Source organism: Saccharopolyspora indica (assembly GCF_027853965.1).
In the GTDB taxonomy this organism is placed as follows: Bacteria; Actinomycetota; Actinomycetes; order Mycobacteriales; family Pseudonocardiaceae; genus Saccharopolyspora; species Saccharopolyspora indica.
Genome location: NZ_JAQGLB010000011.1, coordinates 238,583 through 254,017 on the forward strand (window position 1 = coordinate 238,583; position 15,435 = coordinate 254,017).

At 72.5% G+C, this 15,435-nt stretch carries 14 protein-coding genes; 8 read left to right on the forward strand and 6 right to left on the reverse strand.

The features are described 5' to 3' along the window. The first annotated feature begins 14 nt into the window (after positions 1–14). On the forward strand, positions 15–1,052 hold the full coding sequence (locus OU416_RS24165; protein WP_270929308.1) for a TerC family protein: 1,038 nt from the start codon (positions 15–17) through the stop codon (positions 1,050–1,052). 84 nt (positions 1,053–1,136) lie between these two features. On the opposite strand, the gene OU416_RS24170 is transcribed toward OU416_RS24165, so the two are convergent. The 3 genes from OU416_RS24170 to OU416_RS24180 form a co-directional block, all read right to left on the reverse strand. After that, on the reverse strand, positions 1,137–1,793 hold the full coding sequence (locus OU416_RS24170; RefSeq protein WP_177242028.1) for an RES family NAD+ phosphorylase: 657 nt from the start codon (positions 1,791–1,793) through the stop codon (positions 1,137–1,139). A gap of 40 nt (positions 1,794–1,833) precedes the next feature. Then, positions 1,834–2,418 (reverse strand): DNA-binding protein, encoded by a 585-nt coding sequence (locus OU416_RS24175; RefSeq protein WP_270929309.1) that lies wholly within the window; start codon positions 2,416–2,418, stop codon positions 1,834–1,836. A gap of 167 nt (positions 2,419–2,585) precedes the next feature. Next, a complete protein-coding gene (locus tag OU416_RS24180; protein WP_270929310.1) occupies positions 2,586–3,566 on the reverse strand; it encodes a chitinase in 981 nt (326 codons plus the stop codon). A gap of 210 nt (positions 3,567–3,776) precedes the next feature. On the opposite strand from OU416_RS24180, the gene OU416_RS24185 reads away from it, so the two are divergent. The 3 genes from OU416_RS24185 to OU416_RS24195 all read left to right on the forward strand — a co-directional run bounded on the left by OU416_RS24185 (position 3,777) and on the right by OU416_RS24195 (position 5,985). Beyond that, positions 3,777–4,532 (forward strand): SDR family oxidoreductase, encoded by a 756-nt coding sequence (locus OU416_RS24185; RefSeq protein WP_270929311.1) that lies wholly within the window; start codon positions 3,777–3,779, stop codon positions 4,530–4,532. Further along, entirely contained in the window at positions 4,525–5,298 is a 774-nt protein-coding gene (locus OU416_RS24190; protein WP_270929312.1) for an SDR family oxidoreductase, read from the forward strand. Before OU416_RS24185 ends, OU416_RS24190 begins: the two co-directional genes overlap by 8 nt. Before the next feature lie 69 nt (positions 5,299–5,367). Further along, the gene (locus tag OU416_RS24195; RefSeq protein WP_270929313.1) at positions 5,368–5,985 is read left to right on the forward strand and encodes a TetR/AcrR family transcriptional regulator; all 618 of its coding nucleotides are present in this window, start codon (positions 5,368–5,370) and stop codon (positions 5,983–5,985) included. A 97-nt stretch (positions 5,986–6,082) separates the two neighbouring features. Here OU416_RS24195 and OU416_RS24200 read toward each other — a convergent pair whose 3' ends face one another. After that, positions 6,083–6,487: an SSI family serine proteinase inhibitor gene (locus OU416_RS24200; protein ID WP_270929314.1), complete on the reverse strand. Its 405-nt coding sequence runs from the start codon at positions 6,485–6,487 to the stop codon at positions 6,083–6,085. Between the two features lie 479 nt (positions 6,488–6,966). Here OU416_RS24200 and OU416_RS24205 point away from each other — a divergent pair, with 479 nt between their 5' ends. The 4 genes from OU416_RS24205 to OU416_RS24220 all read left to right on the forward strand — a co-directional run bounded on the left by OU416_RS24205 (position 6,967) and on the right by OU416_RS24220 (position 12,175). Next, the gene (locus OU416_RS24205; protein WP_270929315.1) at positions 6,967–7,746 is read left to right on the forward strand and encodes a polysaccharide lyase family 7 protein; all 780 of its coding nucleotides are present in this window, start codon (positions 6,967–6,969) and stop codon (positions 7,744–7,746) included. A gap of 183 nt (positions 7,747–7,929) precedes the next feature. Next, positions 7,930–9,312, forward strand: a complete 1,383-nt coding sequence (gene eccD, locus OU416_RS24210) for a type VII secretion integral membrane protein EccD (RefSeq protein WP_270929316.1) — start codon at positions 7,930–7,932, stop codon at positions 9,310–9,312. Between the two features lies 1 nt (position 9,313). Next, complete coding sequence (gene eccB / locus OU416_RS24215; protein WP_270929317.1) at positions 9,314–10,729, forward strand: type VII secretion protein EccB; 1,416 nt, start codon at positions 9,314–9,316, stop codon at positions 10,727–10,729. Positions 10,730–10,777: 48 nt separating this feature from the next. Continuing rightward, the gene (locus OU416_RS24220; RefSeq protein ID WP_270929318.1) at positions 10,778–12,175 is read left to right on the forward strand and encodes a serine/threonine protein kinase; all 1,398 of its coding nucleotides are present in this window, start codon (positions 10,778–10,780) and stop codon (positions 12,173–12,175) included. Here the strand turns inward: OU416_RS24220 and OU416_RS24225 are convergent. Beyond that, positions 12,172–14,292, reverse strand: a complete 2,121-nt coding sequence (locus OU416_RS24225) for a transglutaminase-like domain-containing protein (RefSeq protein WP_270929319.1) — start codon at positions 14,290–14,292, stop codon at positions 12,172–12,174. The genes OU416_RS24220 and OU416_RS24225 overlap by 4 nt on opposite strands. Next, positions 14,289–15,431, reverse strand: coding sequence for a DUF58 domain-containing protein (locus OU416_RS24230; protein WP_270929353.1), 1,143 nt, complete (start codon positions 15,429–15,431; stop codon positions 14,289–14,291). The genes OU416_RS24225 and OU416_RS24230 overlap by 4 nt, the downstream gene beginning before the upstream one ends. Positions 15,432–15,435: the final 4 nt, after the last annotated feature.

Consider the following 15,435-nt stretch of genomic DNA (forward strand, 5'->3'; position numbering starts at 1 on the left):
ACCGGAGGTGATTCATGGGTGCCGACGTGACGTTGCTCGCCCAGCAGGCACAACGAGTGGTCGACAAGCTCGACGTCCCGTGGTGGGTCTGGGCCGCCACGCTCGGTGGTCTGGCCCTGCTGCTGCTGCTCGACCTGGTGATCGTGGACCGCAAGCCGCACGAGGTCACCACGGGTGAAGCGGCGAAGTGGGTCGCTTTCTACGTCGCGTGCGCGATCCTGTTCGGCATCGGTGTCTGGATCTTCGGCGATTCGCACTTCGCCATCCAGTACTTCACCGGTTACATCACCGAGTACTCGCTCAGCATCGACAACCTGTTCATCTTCATGGTGATCATGTCGAGCTTCGCGGTGCCGTCCATCCACCAGCACCGCGTGCTGCTGATCGGCATCCTGCTGGCGCTGGTCATGCGCGGCATCTTCATCGCGGTCGGCGCCGCGCTGATCGCGCAGTTCGTCTGGATCTTCTTCATCTTCGGCGCGTTCCTGATCTGGACCGCCATCAGCATGGTGCGCAAGAAGGACGAGGACGAGGAGTACGGCGAGAACGCCGTGGTCCGCTGGGTCCGCAAGGTGTTCCCGGTGACCGACGAGTACCACGGTCACAAGTCGATCGTGAAGATCGACGGCAAGAAGTTCCTGACCCCGATGTTCGTGGTGATCGTCGCGATCGGCAGCGCCGACCTGCTGTTCGCGGTGGACTCGATCCCGGCGATCTTCGGCATCACCCAGGACCCGTTCCTGGTCTTCGCCGCCAACGCCTTCGCCCTGATGGGGCTGCGGCAGCTGTACTTCCTGCTCGGCGGCCTGGTGGACAAGCTGGTCTACCTGTCGGTGGGCCTGGCCGTGATCCTCGGGTTCATCGGCATCAAGCTGATCATCCACGCGTTCCACGAGTACCACCTGGTGCCGGAGTGGCTGGAGATCACCAACTGGATGTCGCTGGGCTTCATCGTGGTGGTCCTGGCCATCACCACCTGGGCCAGCCTGGCCAAGGCGAAGAAGAACGGCAGCGAGTCGGAGTCCGCACCGGAGCAGGCCGAGAAGGCCTGACCCGCCGGAACCGAGGTGCCCGGGGCTCGCGAGAGTCCCGGGCACTTTCGCGTCGTGGAACGGACAGCAGTTCGAAAGCCGCGCTCAGTCCAGAAGCGTGTAGCTGAGTTCCTTGCACACCCGACCCAGCGGCACGTCCAGTCCCGGGTGGCTCAGGGGCAGCAGGACGTCGGGGGAGTCCGGCAGCGCTGTGGCCGCCGGTGGGTCCCAGAGGCACAGCGACGGGTTGCCCGCGTCCATCGAGGAGCGGTACCAGAGGCCGTCGAGTTCCGGGTAGGCCGCGCGGATCCCGCGGGCCCAGGCCTGGGTGCGGAGCTTGGGGCCGGTGGCGATCGCCTGCGAGGCTCCCGCGCGGGTCGGCCACAGCCCGGTCAGGTCCAGCAGCCGCAGCGTCCGACGTGGACGGAACAGCACCAGCTGCGGGCCGCGGGTGCGGCGATCCACTGTGGAAGTCGCTTGGAACACCTCTGCGATGCAGGTCTGCACCGACAGCGAGAAGTAGAGGACGCCGTGCTCGCGGGTGACCGTCGGCCCGCCCTGCGCGTTGGGCAGGTGCGGGTCGAAGCGGGCGTGCGGCAGCGGGCCGGCGTAGCGGAAGCTGTTCCACTGCTGGGGGTGGTTGCCCCCGGTGGTGAACACGCGCACCAGGCGAGTGCCGGCCGGCACCGCGATCACGTCTTCGGTGCGCCGGAGCATCGCCTGCAGCACAGCCGGCGCAGGCGGCTGGGGTAGCCGTGCCATGGACGTCCTGGGGTGGGGTCTCGAAGGGAGGGGGGAGCGCTCAGGCCGGGGTGCCGATGGTGGCGGCGAGCTCGGCCACCCGCTGCGGGTCGCCGCCTGCCAGCAGCCACTCGCGCGGGCTCGCGGGGCGGTCCCCGAGTTCGAGGTCCTCCTGCGGAGTCGTCATGAAGTTGGCCAGCACCAGCGCCGGCTGGTCCGCGGGCATCAGCGCGAGCACGCCGTCCAGCCCGGGGAGCACGTCGGTGTCGGTGAACTGCCACGCGGGCAGCCGCCATCCGCCGCGGTCCTTCCAGCCGATCAGCCGTCGCTCGCTGATCCGGTGCCGGATCCGGCTGGTGTCCACCCCGATGCGCTCGGCGGCCTGGTTGACCGAGAGCGCGGTGTCGCGCAGCACCGCCTGCTCGGCGACGGTGCGGGCGCGGGGGTCGGCTTCGGTCTCGGCGAGCGGCGTCAGGTCCAGCCCCGCCTCGCTCAGGGCGACCCGCTCCGCGTCGCTGAAGTGCGCGGCCGGGTTCCCCTGGGGCGAGGTGAGCTTCTTGGCTGCATCCTCGACCAGTGTCAGGAATTCGTTGGCCGTGACCTTTAAACCGGCACGTGCCAACACGGTCTCCAGCGCGGCTGACATGCCTCCAGGGTAGCGCTGTTCGCCGGAAATGTGTGCGCGAACGTGCGCCTGGTGCGAAAACTCACTTTTCGTAGCATGTGGATTGCGCACTGTGACGAGCGGGCGACTCCGGTCGGGTTGTGCGACCGCGTGGTCGTGGGCCGAATGCCCGACCGGAGTCGCGTTGATTACGGCAGTGCGTCCAAATGCGCCCGAACCGGGTTGGAGAATCCGTTGCCGCTGCTGGCATCCCAGTTGATGGACCACGTCATGACGCCGCTGAGCGCGGGGCTCGGCTGGGCCGGTGTGTACTGCCCGCAGCCCTGGGCCGCGGTCAGGCAGGTCAGCGCGTTGCCGATCACCGAAGGGTCGACGTAGCCGCTGCCCGCCGCCGACGGCGCGGCGGGCAGGCCCAGCGAGACCTGCTCGGGGCGCAGCACTTCCAGCAGGTAGCACGCCTGTGCGGTGATGAAGTCGACCGAGCCCTGGCTGTAGACCCCGCCGTCGCAGCCGTTCATCGAACCCGAGTTGTAGTACTGGGTGTGGACGACGGTGATGACGTCCTTGAGGTTGTTGATGAGCTGCATGTAGGAACCGCCGGGCTGCACGTCGAGCGTCTGCGGGGCCATGGTCAGCAGGAACCCGTCGCCCACCTTCGCGTGCAACTGCTGAACGGCGCTGGTGGTGTTGGGGACGTTGAGGCCGTGCTCCAGGTCGATGTCCAACCCGTCGATGCCGTAGTCGGTGAGAATTTTTCCAACCGAATCGACGAAGTTGGTCACGTTGGCCGGGGAGCTCAGGTCGACGTTGCCCAGTTCGCCGCCGATGGACAGCACGAACGACTTGCCCTCGGCCTTCTTCGCGGCGATGTCCGATTTGAGCTGCTCGTCGGTGTAGCCGCCGAGCGCCTCGGACAGCTTCGGGTCGACGTTGAAGGTGACCGCGCCCGGGCGGGCCGGGTCGGCGTTGGCGAAGGCCAGTGCGATCAGGTCGTAGTTCGGCGAGATGTCGCTGATCTTGAGCGGCTTGGCGGCGTTGACGAAGTTCTGCCAGTAGCCGGTGAGCTGGTGCTTCGGCAGGGCCTGCGGTGCCTCGGCTGCGGTGGCGGCCGGTGCGAGCGCGAGTGCGGTCAGGGCCGCCGCGGCCAGGGTGGCCAGGCGTCTCATCATCGAGACCTCCGGGGGATCGGTGCCGGATGCGTCTTCGCAAAATGGACTAGACCAGCTGTCCGGTCAACGGTTTGGCGAGGTTGCGAAGCGCCGGAGGGTTGACGCGGCCGGACGGGGGTCGTTGACTGGACGTACCGACTGGTCGGTCTCACCATGGGGCTCTGCGGTGACGAGATCCTGACGAGGGGCCGGAGGAGAGGAAGGGTGCAGATGAGCAAGCGCTTCGACGGCAAGGTGGCGATCGTGACCGGCGCCAGCCGGGGCATCGGTCTGGCCATCGCCGAGCGGCTGGTGGCCGAGGGCGCGAAGGTGACCGTGACCGCGCGCAAGCCCGAGCCGCTGGCCGAGGCCGTGGCCGGGCTGGGCGGCGCCGAGCACGCGCTGGGCATCGCAGGGAAGGCCGACGACGCCGAGCACCGGGCCGCGGCGGTGGCCCGGACCGTCGAGGCGTTCGGCCGGGTGGACCTGCTGGTCAACAACACCGGGATCAACCCGGCCTACGGCCCGCTGCTCGACGTGGACCCCGCCGTCGCGCGCAAGTCCCTGGAGGTCAACGTGCTCGCCGCGCTGGCGTGGACCCAGCAGGTCCACCGGGCGTGGATGGCCGAGCACGGTGGTTCGGTGCTCAACGTGTCCTCAGTGGCCGGTGTGCGCCCGGCGCCCGGGATCGGCTTCTACGGCGCCACCAAGGCGATGCTGGCCTACATCACCAAGGACCTCGCGGTGGAGCTCGGCCCGAAGGTCCGGGTCAACGCCATCGCCCCGGCGGTGGTCAAGACGAAGTTCGCCACCGCGCTCTACGAGGGCCGCGAGGACGAGGTCGCCGCGCAGTACCCGTTGCAGCGCCTGGGAGTTCCCTCCGACGTCAGCGGTGCGGCGGCGTTCCTGCTCTCCGACGAGGCGTCCTGGATCACCGGGCAGGTCCTGGTGCTCGACGGCGGCGTGACGCTGAGGGGCGGTGTGTGAGGTGCGGCTCGCCGATTCGGTCGTGGTGATCACCGGTGCGGGCAACGGCATCGGTGCGGCGATGGCCCGCAAGTTCGCCGCGCTCGGCGCGGACGTCGTGCTGGCCGATGTGGACACCGAAGCCGTTCAGCGGGTGGCGGCGGAGGTCGGCGGCCTGGCGGTGCCGGGCGACGCCGCCGGCGAGGACGGCGTGCGCGCGCTGGTCGGTGCCGCGCTCGGCGAGCACGGGCGCATCGATCTGCTCTGCGCCAACGCCGGGATCTCCCGCGGCGGCGGCCCGGAGGCCGACGAGGCGGCGTGGGCCGATTCCTGGGAGGTCAACGTGATGGCGCACGTCCGCGCGGCCCGCGCGGTGCTGCCGCACTGGCTGGAGCGCGGGCGGGGCCACTTCCTGGCCACCGTGTCGGCGGCCGGCCTGCTGACCATGCTGGACGCCGCGCCGTACTCGGTGACCAAGCACGCCGCGCTGGGCTTCGCCGAGTGGCTGGCGATCACCTACGCGGACAGGGGCATCACCGTGCAGGCCCTGTGCCCGCAGGGCGTGCGCACGAACATGCTCGGCAGCAGCGGCGACGCGGGCAAGACGCTGCTCGACGACGGGGCGCTGGAGCCCGAGCAGGTCGCCGACCTGGTCGCCGATTCGCTGGACGGCGGCGAGTTCCTGGTCCTGCCGCACCCGGAGGTCGCCGACTACTACGCGTTGCGCGCCGGTCAGCCGCAGCGGTGGCAGGCGGGCATGCGCAAGCTCCAGCGCAAGCTGGGCTGATCCCGCCGGTCCGCCGCGCGGCGGACCGGCGGCTCGATACGCTGAGCGGGACCGACACGGGAGGTAGACATGGCGCGGGTGGCCAGCGGCCGCACCACTGCCGCGACGGCAGCGGGGGACGAGCCGGTCCCGCAGCGATTGCTCTCGGTGGCGACGCGGCTGTTCGCCGAGCAGGGCTACGAGCTGACCTCGGTGCAGCAGATCGTGGATGCCGCCGGGGTCACCAAGGGGGCGATGTACCACTACTTCGGCTCCAAGGACGACCTGCTCTACGAGATCTACGCGCGAGTTCTGCGCGTCCAGCACGCGCGGATGGAGAGCGCGGCGGCCGCCGACGCCCCGGTGCAGGAGCGGTTGCACGCGGTGGCCGCCGACGTCGTCGCCACCACGGCGGCCAACCTGGACGACACGAAGATCTTCTTCCGCTCCATGCACCTGCTGCACCCGGACAAGCAGGCGGAGGTCCGCGCGGAGCGCCGCCGCTACCACGAGCGGGTGTGCGGGCTGATCGAGGAGGGCCAGCGCGCCGGGGTGTTCCGGGCCGACAAGTCGCCGGACCTGGTGGTGGACTTCTTCTTCGGCGCGGTGCACCACCTGGGCACCTGGTTCCGCCAGGACGGCGAGCTGACCGGGGAGGACGTCGGAACGCAGTTCGCCGACCTGCTGCTGGCCTCGCTGCGGCCCTGATCCCGGTACCGGTCAACGGTTTTCGGGATGACCGCCGCCGCGCGCGGAGGGCCTGGCAGGCCGAGGGGCGCGCCTGCCAGGCCGTGCTCGCCGCCGATCAGAAGTCGAAGATCGCTCCGAGCTCGGACCGCAGGACGCAGTCGTTGGGGAAGGTCTTCGAGTAGTCGATCGGCGTGCCGTTCCACAGGCCGGTGGTCGTCACGGCGACGGGCCGCCAGATCAGCGGGCACGTCGCGTTCGGGGACTGCGTGGGAACGTCGGCGATGTTGCCGGCCGCCTGAACGAGGATCGCGCAGGCATCGGACGCGGCCGGGTGCGAGCCGCCGGCCGGCTCGCAGGTGAGCGTGGCCGTCTCGGGTGCGGTCTGGCCGTGCAGGTCCTGGACGGTGAGGTTGAGCCGGGTCTCCGCACCTTCGGCGTTGGCGCTGGTGGGTACCAGGACCGCGCCGAGGAGCAGGGCGGCGACCGCGAACGAGCGGCCGATGAACTGGATCGCAGTCATCAGTACGTCTCCTCCTTGTGGGGTGAAAGCGGATCCTCGATTCGGGGTGTGCGCGAGGACCCGCATATCTAGACCCCCGAGAGAGGGGCGCAGTTGTGCGGAATTCCGCCAATCACTGGAACGGCTGGCGACCGAACTGGTGAGTTGATCATCACAGCGCGGTCGCGTTAATTTTTCCGTGCTGTGTAACGAATTCGACGATGCGGGACTTTTGCGTGAACCAGCGGTGTCCACAATGGATCTGACGGACCGCGCCCGATCGCTGGACGGCGTTGGCGTTGGTGCGCGCGGAAGAAGGCCGGGTTGCCGGTGGCCTGAAGAGGTCACGGCGCGGTCGGGTCGTGCCGCAGCGCCATATGGTGGCCCGGATCTTGTCGAACGGCGCTCGGTGGCGGGTTCGCCGGTATGGCGAACTCAGTGCTCGCGCATCGACATCTCGTGCTCAACCCGAATTCGGGTTCCAACGGAAGTGAGGTCCGATGACACAGGCTCGTCATGCGGCTCTGGTGGGCGTGCTCGCGGTCGGAATCGCCGGGATGCCGCACGCGATCGCGTCGGCGGCGGACAACCGGCCGCCGGTCGCGGCGGAAACCTGCGAGCACCCGGCCGAGGTGCTGGATCTGGAGAACTGGTACGTCGGGCTGCCGGTCGGCGATGACGAGGAGCCGACGAACGTCGAGCAGCCGGAACTCGCCACCTATTCGATCGATCCGTGGTTCACCGCGCGCCCGGACTGCTCGGCCGTGCGGTTCCGGGCCGCGGTCGACGGCGTCACCACCAGCGGGTCGGACTACCCGCGCTCGGAGCTGCGGGAGATGACGGATTCCGGGAGCACCAAGGCGGACTGGTCGTCGACCTCGGGCACCCACACGATGGTGATCGACCAGGCCATCACGGCGCTGCCCGAGGACAAGCCGCACGTCGTCGCCGGGCAGATCCACGACGACAGCGACGACGTCTCGGTGTTCCGGCTGGAGGGCAGCAAGCTCTACATCACCGACGGCGACGACAAGCACGTGCTGGTCACCGACGACTACGTGCTGGGCACCAGGTTCCAGGCGAAGTTCGTGGTCGCCGACGGCGAGATCGAGGCCTACTACAACGGGGAGCTGCGGGCCACGATCCCGAAGCGCTTCTCCGGCGGCTACTTCAAGGCGGGGGCGTACACGCAGGCGAACTGCGAGAAGTCGTCGCCGTGCAGCGACGACAACTACGGCGAGGTGGAGATCTACGGGCTGAGCGTCACGCACGAGGGGTGAGCCGGGGGGACGGTGGCCGGGAGGGGGCTTCCCTCCCGGTCATTCGGCGTGCGCGGGATCCGCGTGTCCGCTAGCTGCCGCACCGGTTCTCCGGCGGCGTTGATTCGGCGATCGTTGGTCGTGGCCCCGTTTTCGGGCCTGCGCCGGCGATCGCCGGCGTCGCGGACTTCAGGGAAGAGCGGCATGAACACGACGGGACTGGTCCGGGTGACCATCGCGGCGCCGGGTCGTCGGATCGACCTCGCGCTGCCCGAGCGTTCTCCGGTCGCCGAGATCCTGCCGGGGCTGGTCCGGCAGGCCGGTGAGCACCTCGCCGACCGAGGGGTGCGCACCGGCGGGTGGGTGCTCCGCCGCGCCGACGGTTCGGTGCTGGAACCGGCTCGCACGCCGGCCTCGCACCGGGTGGCAGACGGCGAGGTCCTGCACCTGATGCCCGCCACGACCGAGTGGCCGGAGCTGGAGTACGACGACCTGGTGGAGGCGATCGCGGCCGGCTCGGCCCGCACCCGCGGCACCTGGGGGCCGCGGCACACGCGGTGCGCCGGGCTCGCGGCCGGAGCGGTGGCCCTCGGGTCGGGTCTGGTCGCCGTGCTGCGCGCCGGTCCGCCGTGGCCGCCCGCCGCGTTGTGGGCGCTCGGCCTCGCGGCACTGGCGCTGGTGGCCGGTGTGGCACTGGCTCGGGCCCTCGGCGACGCCGGGGCGGGAGCGGTGCTCGGTGCGTCGGCCCTGCCGTGCGCCTTCATCGGTGGCGGGCTGCTTTTCGCCGGTGACCGGCCGTGGTTCGCGCTCGGCGCGCCGCACCTGCTGGCCGCCGGCGCGGCGCTGCTGCTCGCGGCGGTGGTCGGATTGCTCGGCGTGGTCGACCGGGCGGCGCTGTTCGTCGCGGCCGCGACCGTCGGCCTGCTCACCGCTCTCGGAGCTTGGCTGAGCACCGCGGATTCGATCGAGGGCCACGGGGCGGCGGCCATCGTCGCGGGCGCGGGACTGGCCTTCTCGCCGTTGCTGGCCCCGCTGGCCATTCGACTGGCCAGGGTTCCGATGCCGGTGCTGCCCCGGGACACCGCCGATCTGCTGCGCGACGACCCGCAGCCACCGCGGTCGGCGGTCTACGCGGCGGTCGTGCGCGCGGACGCGCTGCTCACCGGGATGATCGCCGGGCTGGCGGCGGTGATCGCGGCGTGCCAGGCGCTGCTGGTCCGCAGCGGTGATGGCGCGGCGCTGATCCTGGTCGCGGTGCTGACCGCCGGGCTCCTGCTCCGAGCCCGGCTCCACCCGGTCGCAGCCCAGCGGATCGCGGTGCTGATCGCGGGAGCGACCGGGGCGGTGCTGCTGGCCGTGGGTCCGCTGATGGCGGATCGTTCGAACCTGCTGCTGATCGCGGGGCCGGTCGTGGTGGTGCTGGGCGCGATGGCGGTGCTGGCCGGCCTGCGGTTGAGCACCCGCGATCCCAGTCCGTACCTGGGGCGCATCGCCGAACTGCTGGAAGTGGTCGTCGTGCTGGCGGTCCTCCCGGTGGTCTGCGCGGTGCTCGGCCTGTACGGCTACCTGCGCGGGCTGGGCGGCTGACATGGCGTCCAACCGCGAGCAGCTGCAAGCCCACCAGTTCCTGGTCCAGCGCGCGGTTTCCGCGCTCGTGACCCGCGAGACCGATCCGGAGCAGCCGCCGTTCCGCCGTCCCGGCGCCGCCGCGTTCGCCGGTCTCGGGCTGGCGGTGATCGCGCTCGTCGTGGCCGGTGTCTTCGGGCTGATCTTCCCGGGCGGGAATCTGGCCTGGCAGGACGGCAAGTCGGTCATCGTGGAGAAGGAGACCGGTACCCGGTACGTCTACCTCCACGGCAAGCTGCACCCGGTCGCGAACTACTCCTCGGCGCTGCTGGCCCTCGGCGAGCACGCCGAAACCCGGAGCGTGTCGGGCAATTCGCTGGCGGGCGCGCCGAGGGGGCCGCGGATCGGCATCCCGGACGCGCCGGACGCGCTCGCCGACCCGGACCGGCTCCTCGACGGCGGCTGGACGCTGTGCTCCAAGCCGGGCACGGACCTCACCGGTGCGACCGTGCACCGCTCCGCGCTGCTGGTCGGAGGGCAGCCCACCGGTGGTGCCGCCGGCGCGGGGGCGTTGCTGGTCCAGGTGCCCGGTGCGGACGAGCAGTTCTTGATCGCGGGCGGCTACCGGCACCGGATCAGCCGGGCCGACGCGGTCGTCGTCGGGCTGGCGCTGGGGGCGGGGCCCGCGCTGGAGGTCGGCCCCGCGATCGTCGATCTGATTCCCGCTGGCGAGCCGATCGGCCCGATCCCGGTGCCGGACGCGGGCCAGCCGTCCACCGCGGTGCCGAGCCGGCCGGACCTGCGGGTCGGGCAGCTCCTGGTGATGACCACCTCGGGCGGTGCGGTGCAGCGCTTCCTCGCCGAGCCCGACCGGTTGCGGCCGATCACCGGCCTGGCGTTCGACATCCAGCTGGCCCACCAGCCGACCACCGCCGCCTATCCCGGCGGCGAGCCGGTGGGCATCCCGCTGAGCCCGCTCGCGGTGGCCGAGGCGCAACAACGACCGGCCGCGCCCGCCGAGGCCGGTGCCCCGCCGAGCACCCGGCCCTCGTTCGCCACCAGCGCCGCGGGAATCGTGTGCCTGACCTTCGATCCCGGCTCGTTCGCACCGCGGTTGACGGTGGATCCGGTGCTGCCGCCGGGGAATTCGGCGATCGCCACACCGCGCCGGACCGGCGGCGGCGTCGCGCTCGCCGACGAGGTGCTGGTGCCGCCCGGTGGCGGAGCCGTGATCGAGGTGATGCCCAGCGCGCAGGCCCCGGCCGGGGCCCTCGCGGTGGTGACCGATCTCGGCAAGGCCTACCCGCTGGCGGACCCGGACCTGCTCGGCGCTCTCGGCTACGCCGGGACCCGGCCGGTCCGGCTGCCCGCCGGGCTGGTGGCCCGGATCCCGCACGGCCCCGGTCTGGATCGCGAGGCCGCGATGCAGCAGTGGTAGCGATGGCCCTGGCGGAACGGCGATGCGGACGTGAAGATGGGCAGCACCATGGCGATTTCTGAGGACATGTCCGGCGATCTGGTCCCGTGGGGCACCGGTCCGGCCGCCACCGTGCTGGCCGGTGAGCGGAAGGGCGCCGGTGAGGCGTTCGCGCTCAAGGTCTACCCGGGCGGCGTCGACCGGCGCACGAGGGCGCAGCTGACCGCCGAGCTCGGCGCCCTGGCCGCCCTCCGCGGGCGCGTCCCGGTGCTGGTGGCCGACGCGGCCGAGGACCTGCCCGACGGCCGGTTCGCCTTGCGCATGGAGCTGTGCTCGGAGTCGCTGGCCGAGCTGGTCGCCTCGTCCGGGCCGATGTCGGTGCCGGACGCGCTCGACCTCGGCGAGTCGCTCGCCACCGCGCTCGCCGCCGCGCACGGTGCCGGGGTCGTGCACGGCGGGGTCACGCCGGGCAACGTGCTGTTCCGGCCGTCCGGCGAAGCAGTGCTGTCCGACTTCGGCCTCGCGCTGCGCCGCGCGTTCCCGCCGGACCCGGAGCGGGCCGTCGACTTCCTGCCGCCGGAGACGGTCCGGGACGGTTCGGCGGACGAGCGTTCGGATCTCTACGGCCTCGGCGCGGTCCTCCGCTTCGCGCTGTCCGGAACCGCGCCGCACCCCGGACGGTCGGGGGAGCGGTCCGAGGAGCGGCTGCTGCGGGTGCTCGACGGCACTCCGGTGCCCGCGCTGGAGCGCACCGACCTCCCGCCCGGCCTCGTCCAGCTGCTCTCGGCTCTGCTGGCCAAGGACCCGCACGCCCGGCCGCTCGATGCGGCGGCGGTCGCCGTCCGCCTCGGTGAGCTGTCCGGTCTTGCCGCGGTGGCGCAGGACGCCGCGTTCGACGACTTCGGCGACCCCGGGGACGACCCGCCGACCGTGCCCCTCCCGGCGATCGTGCCCGCGTCCGCCCCGGCGCCGGGACCGCCACCGCTGGGCACCCCGATCCTGGAGTTCGGCCCGGCGGACGAGCCGAAACGCGCGTTCCGCACCGGGCGGGTCCTCGCGGGGCTGGGCGTGCTGTCGGTGCTCGCGGCCGCCGCGGTGCTGCTGGTGCGGAACCCGGAAGAGGTGGCCGTGCCGCAGGTGACCGCCGCTCCCGCGCTGCCGAGCACGGCGGGCGTCCCGGCGATTCCGCCCGTGGAGCTGGAACTGCTCGACGCCGTCGATCGCGGCAACTACGTGGAGCTGTCCTGGCGCAGCAGCGAACCGGTCGGCGGCGAGCCGCTGGACTTCGTGATCGTGGTGGCTGCCGAGGGCGAGCCGACCCGGCACGAGTACGTCCAGCGCGTCACGACCTACCGGCTGGCGGTGGACCCGGTGCGCAAGTACTGCTTCCGGATCCAGGGCGGCAACAGCCGCGGTGCTTACGAGAGCGAGTACAAGTCCATCCGCAGAGCCGTCTGCGCCGACTAGCGGGGCGGCCGGAGCGTTCTCGGGTCGAGCGCGGCCCGGAGCCGGGCGCGGAAGCCGCGGCGCGCGAGGCCCGCGCGGACGTTGCGCACCGCGGCCCACGCGGCGTCGCCGCTGCCCGGATCCCCGGCCGCGCCCGACCACAGCACCAGGTCCACCGTTCCGCCGAGGCGGTGTATTCCGTCCACTGTGGTCTGATCGGTGATCCGGCCCGCGGCGGCGGCCAGGTCTCGCACGGTCATTCCGGCCGACACCGCGACGCCGTGCGCCCGCAGCCGGTCGCGCACCTCTTCCCACGCGCCGATCACCGCACCGGCTCCGCTGCGGCGCCGCCTCCGCCGCGCGCGGATCGCCGTGGCCACCGGGACACCGCCGGGCAGCAGCAGGATCAAGCCCACCGGAACGCCCAGCGACCACAGCCGGAAGCCCGCGCCGTCCGCGCCGGAGCCGTCGTCCCGCTCGCCCGCTGGGACCGGCGGGTCCCGGAGGTCCTGCGATGCGGGCAGCCCGTCGCGCGCCCGCTCGGTCGCGGACCCGACCCCGCCCCGGGTCCTGCTGCCCGATGCGGTCGCGGTTCCCGTGGGGTCGAGCGGTACCCAGCCGACGCCCTCGACCGCGACCTCGGGCCAGGCGACGGCGTCGCCGTTGCGGACCACCCGTGATCCGTCCGCAGTGGACGCCGCCGGGTCGGCGTAGCCGACGACCAGGCGCGCCGGGATGCCCCTGATCCGCGCCAGCGCCACGTACGCCGCCGCGAACTGCTCGCTCGTGCCGCGCTTGGTCTGCAGGAGGAACCGGGTGAGCTGCGGCCACGAGTGCCCGGTCGGCAGGTTCTCCCCGGCCGCGAGCCGGTACTCCTGCCGGAAGTGGCGTTCCAGCTGGAGCGCGGCGTCGAAGGTCGGCCGCAGCCCCTGCACCGCCCGCTCCGCGAGCCCGGAGACGCCCTCCGGGACCGTGCCGACCCCGGCGAGGCCACCCGGTGCGTCCGGGTCGAGCTCGGCCCCGCGCAGCGCATCTGCGCTGATCTCCGGTTCCCACCAGGTCAGCGTGTACGCGCTCGCCGGGGCGGGGCCGGTGGCCAGGAGCGTGCCCTGATCCTCCTCGACGAGCGGGTCGGCGCCGCGGACGCCCGCGGGCCAGGTCTGGCTCGGCAGCCAGGGGCCGTTGATGCGGACCGGTTCGACGTCGGCGCTGCGCGGGCTGGTGGGCACGGTGACCGCGGGGCTCGGCCGCAGCTCGGTGCCGAGCCTGCGGTAGCGGCCACCGGGCGACCAGTTGGTGCCGTCGAACTCCGTCAGCACCACGACCGGCCACCGGCCGGCGTCCGCGCCGCGGACCCGGAACACCACGTCGTCCGGGTGCGTCATCCGGTGCACGAGTTCGTCGAGCGGGCTGGTGACGCGAACGTCGGACACCGGGGCCGACCAGTCGTCCTTGAGCGCGTAGCGGGGTGCTGGCGAGGGCACCAGCGCTCCCGCGACCACGGCGCACACCAGGGCGACCGCGGCCGACCCGGCCGATGGCAGCAGCGTGGCCGCGAGCCGGTTCGCGTCCTGATCATCGCGCACGGTCTCGCCGCGCACCGCAACGAGCAGCGCGCCCGCAGCCGCGGCGTAGGCCAGCGCGGCGAACACGGCCGCCCATCCCGAAGCCGCCGAGTACAGCTGCGCGAGCACCACCACGGCGAGGCTCGGCAGCAGTGCCGCGATCGGTGAGCGGAACCATTCGAGCAACGCCGTGCCGAGAGCGCTCGCCGCCACCACGAGCAGCGGCACGAACAGCGACAGCTGCGCGTCCGGCCGCGCGGGCCAGGTCGACTGGAGCGCGAGCTGCCACGAATCGGTCACCCCGAACGCCAGCGCGCGCAGCGTCTCCACCGTCGGCAGACCCGCGACCGTGGTGGACCACAGCATGCTCTCGACCACCACGAGGAGACCGACGCCGGCGAGCAGCAGCGGCAGCCACGTCGTCAGCCCGGCTCGGCGCGAGGCCAGCGCGGCCACCGCGACGAGCACCGCGGTGAGCACGCCGACCGAGAACACCAGCACGGACACGCCGAACACCGGCGCGAACATCAGCCCGGCCACCGCTGCCGCCAGCACCACGAACACCGAGCTCACCCGGCCACCTCGTTCCACAACCGGACGGCGTGCGCCGCATCGGCGGCGCCGAGCACCCGCACCCCGGCCACCGCGGTCGCGCGCGGCCCCGGATCGCCCACGGCGAACACGAAGATCGCGGAGAACCGGTGCCGGAGCAGGGAGAGCTCCGCCAGGTCGACCGCGGGCGATGTGATGAGCACCAGGCAGCCGCCAGTCCCGCGGCGGGCGGCCAGGGCGTCGGGCACCACCGCGGCGCCCGGAGCACCGGATTGCGCGAGTTCGGCGAGGGCGTCGAGCAGGGCGCGGGCCGCGTGCGCGCCGCCGGAGGTGGGCACGTCCAGCCCGGAGGACGCGACGAGCCTGCTGTGCCTGCCGGCGACGGCTGCGGCGGTGAGCAGCGACGCGCCGAGGTCCACCGCCTCCTCGAACGCGGCGGCGGGCAGCGCTCCCGGCCGCGTGTCCAGCAGCGCGGTGAACCGCGGCTGCTCGGGATCGGCGAGGGCGCGGACCATGAGCCGCCCGCTCCTGGCCGTCGCCTTCCAGTGCACGTGCCGGATCTCGTCACCGGGCACGTACTCGCGCACGTCCCGCAGGTCCAGCGAACCGCGCAGCGCGTCGTCGGTGCTCGCGCCTTCGTGGTGGTGCCGGGAGTGGCCGGCGGCGAAAGCCCGCGCCGGGTGCCGCTTCGGGTGCACCCGCAGCGTCGAGGTCGCCCCGGTGGCCAGCCGGTTGCGGGCGAGGCCGAAGAGGTCCTCCCGGTGCAGGACGAGCGGGCCGACGTCGAACTTGCCGCGCCTGCCGGTGGGCAGCTCGTAGTGGTAGGTCGCCTCGGTGCCGGGGCGCAGCGGCCGGATCCGCACGGTCTGCGGCAGATCGGCGAGACCGTCGGTCGCCAGCAGCGCGGGTTGGCGGGCGGAACCGGGGTTGCGGACGCGCAGGCGGGCGACGGCGATGCTGCCCCGCTCCACCCGGTCCGGGTAGACCGTGCGGCGAACCCCGACCCGCATCCCGCGCGCGGTGAGCACGACCGCGGCGAGCACCGTGCCCAGCAGCACCGCACCGAGCCCGCGCAGCACCGGGTAGCCGCCCCACTGGCCGCCCACCAGCAGCAGCACCGCCAGCACGAGCACGGCGGCGCCGCGCCGGGTCAGCTGCATCCTC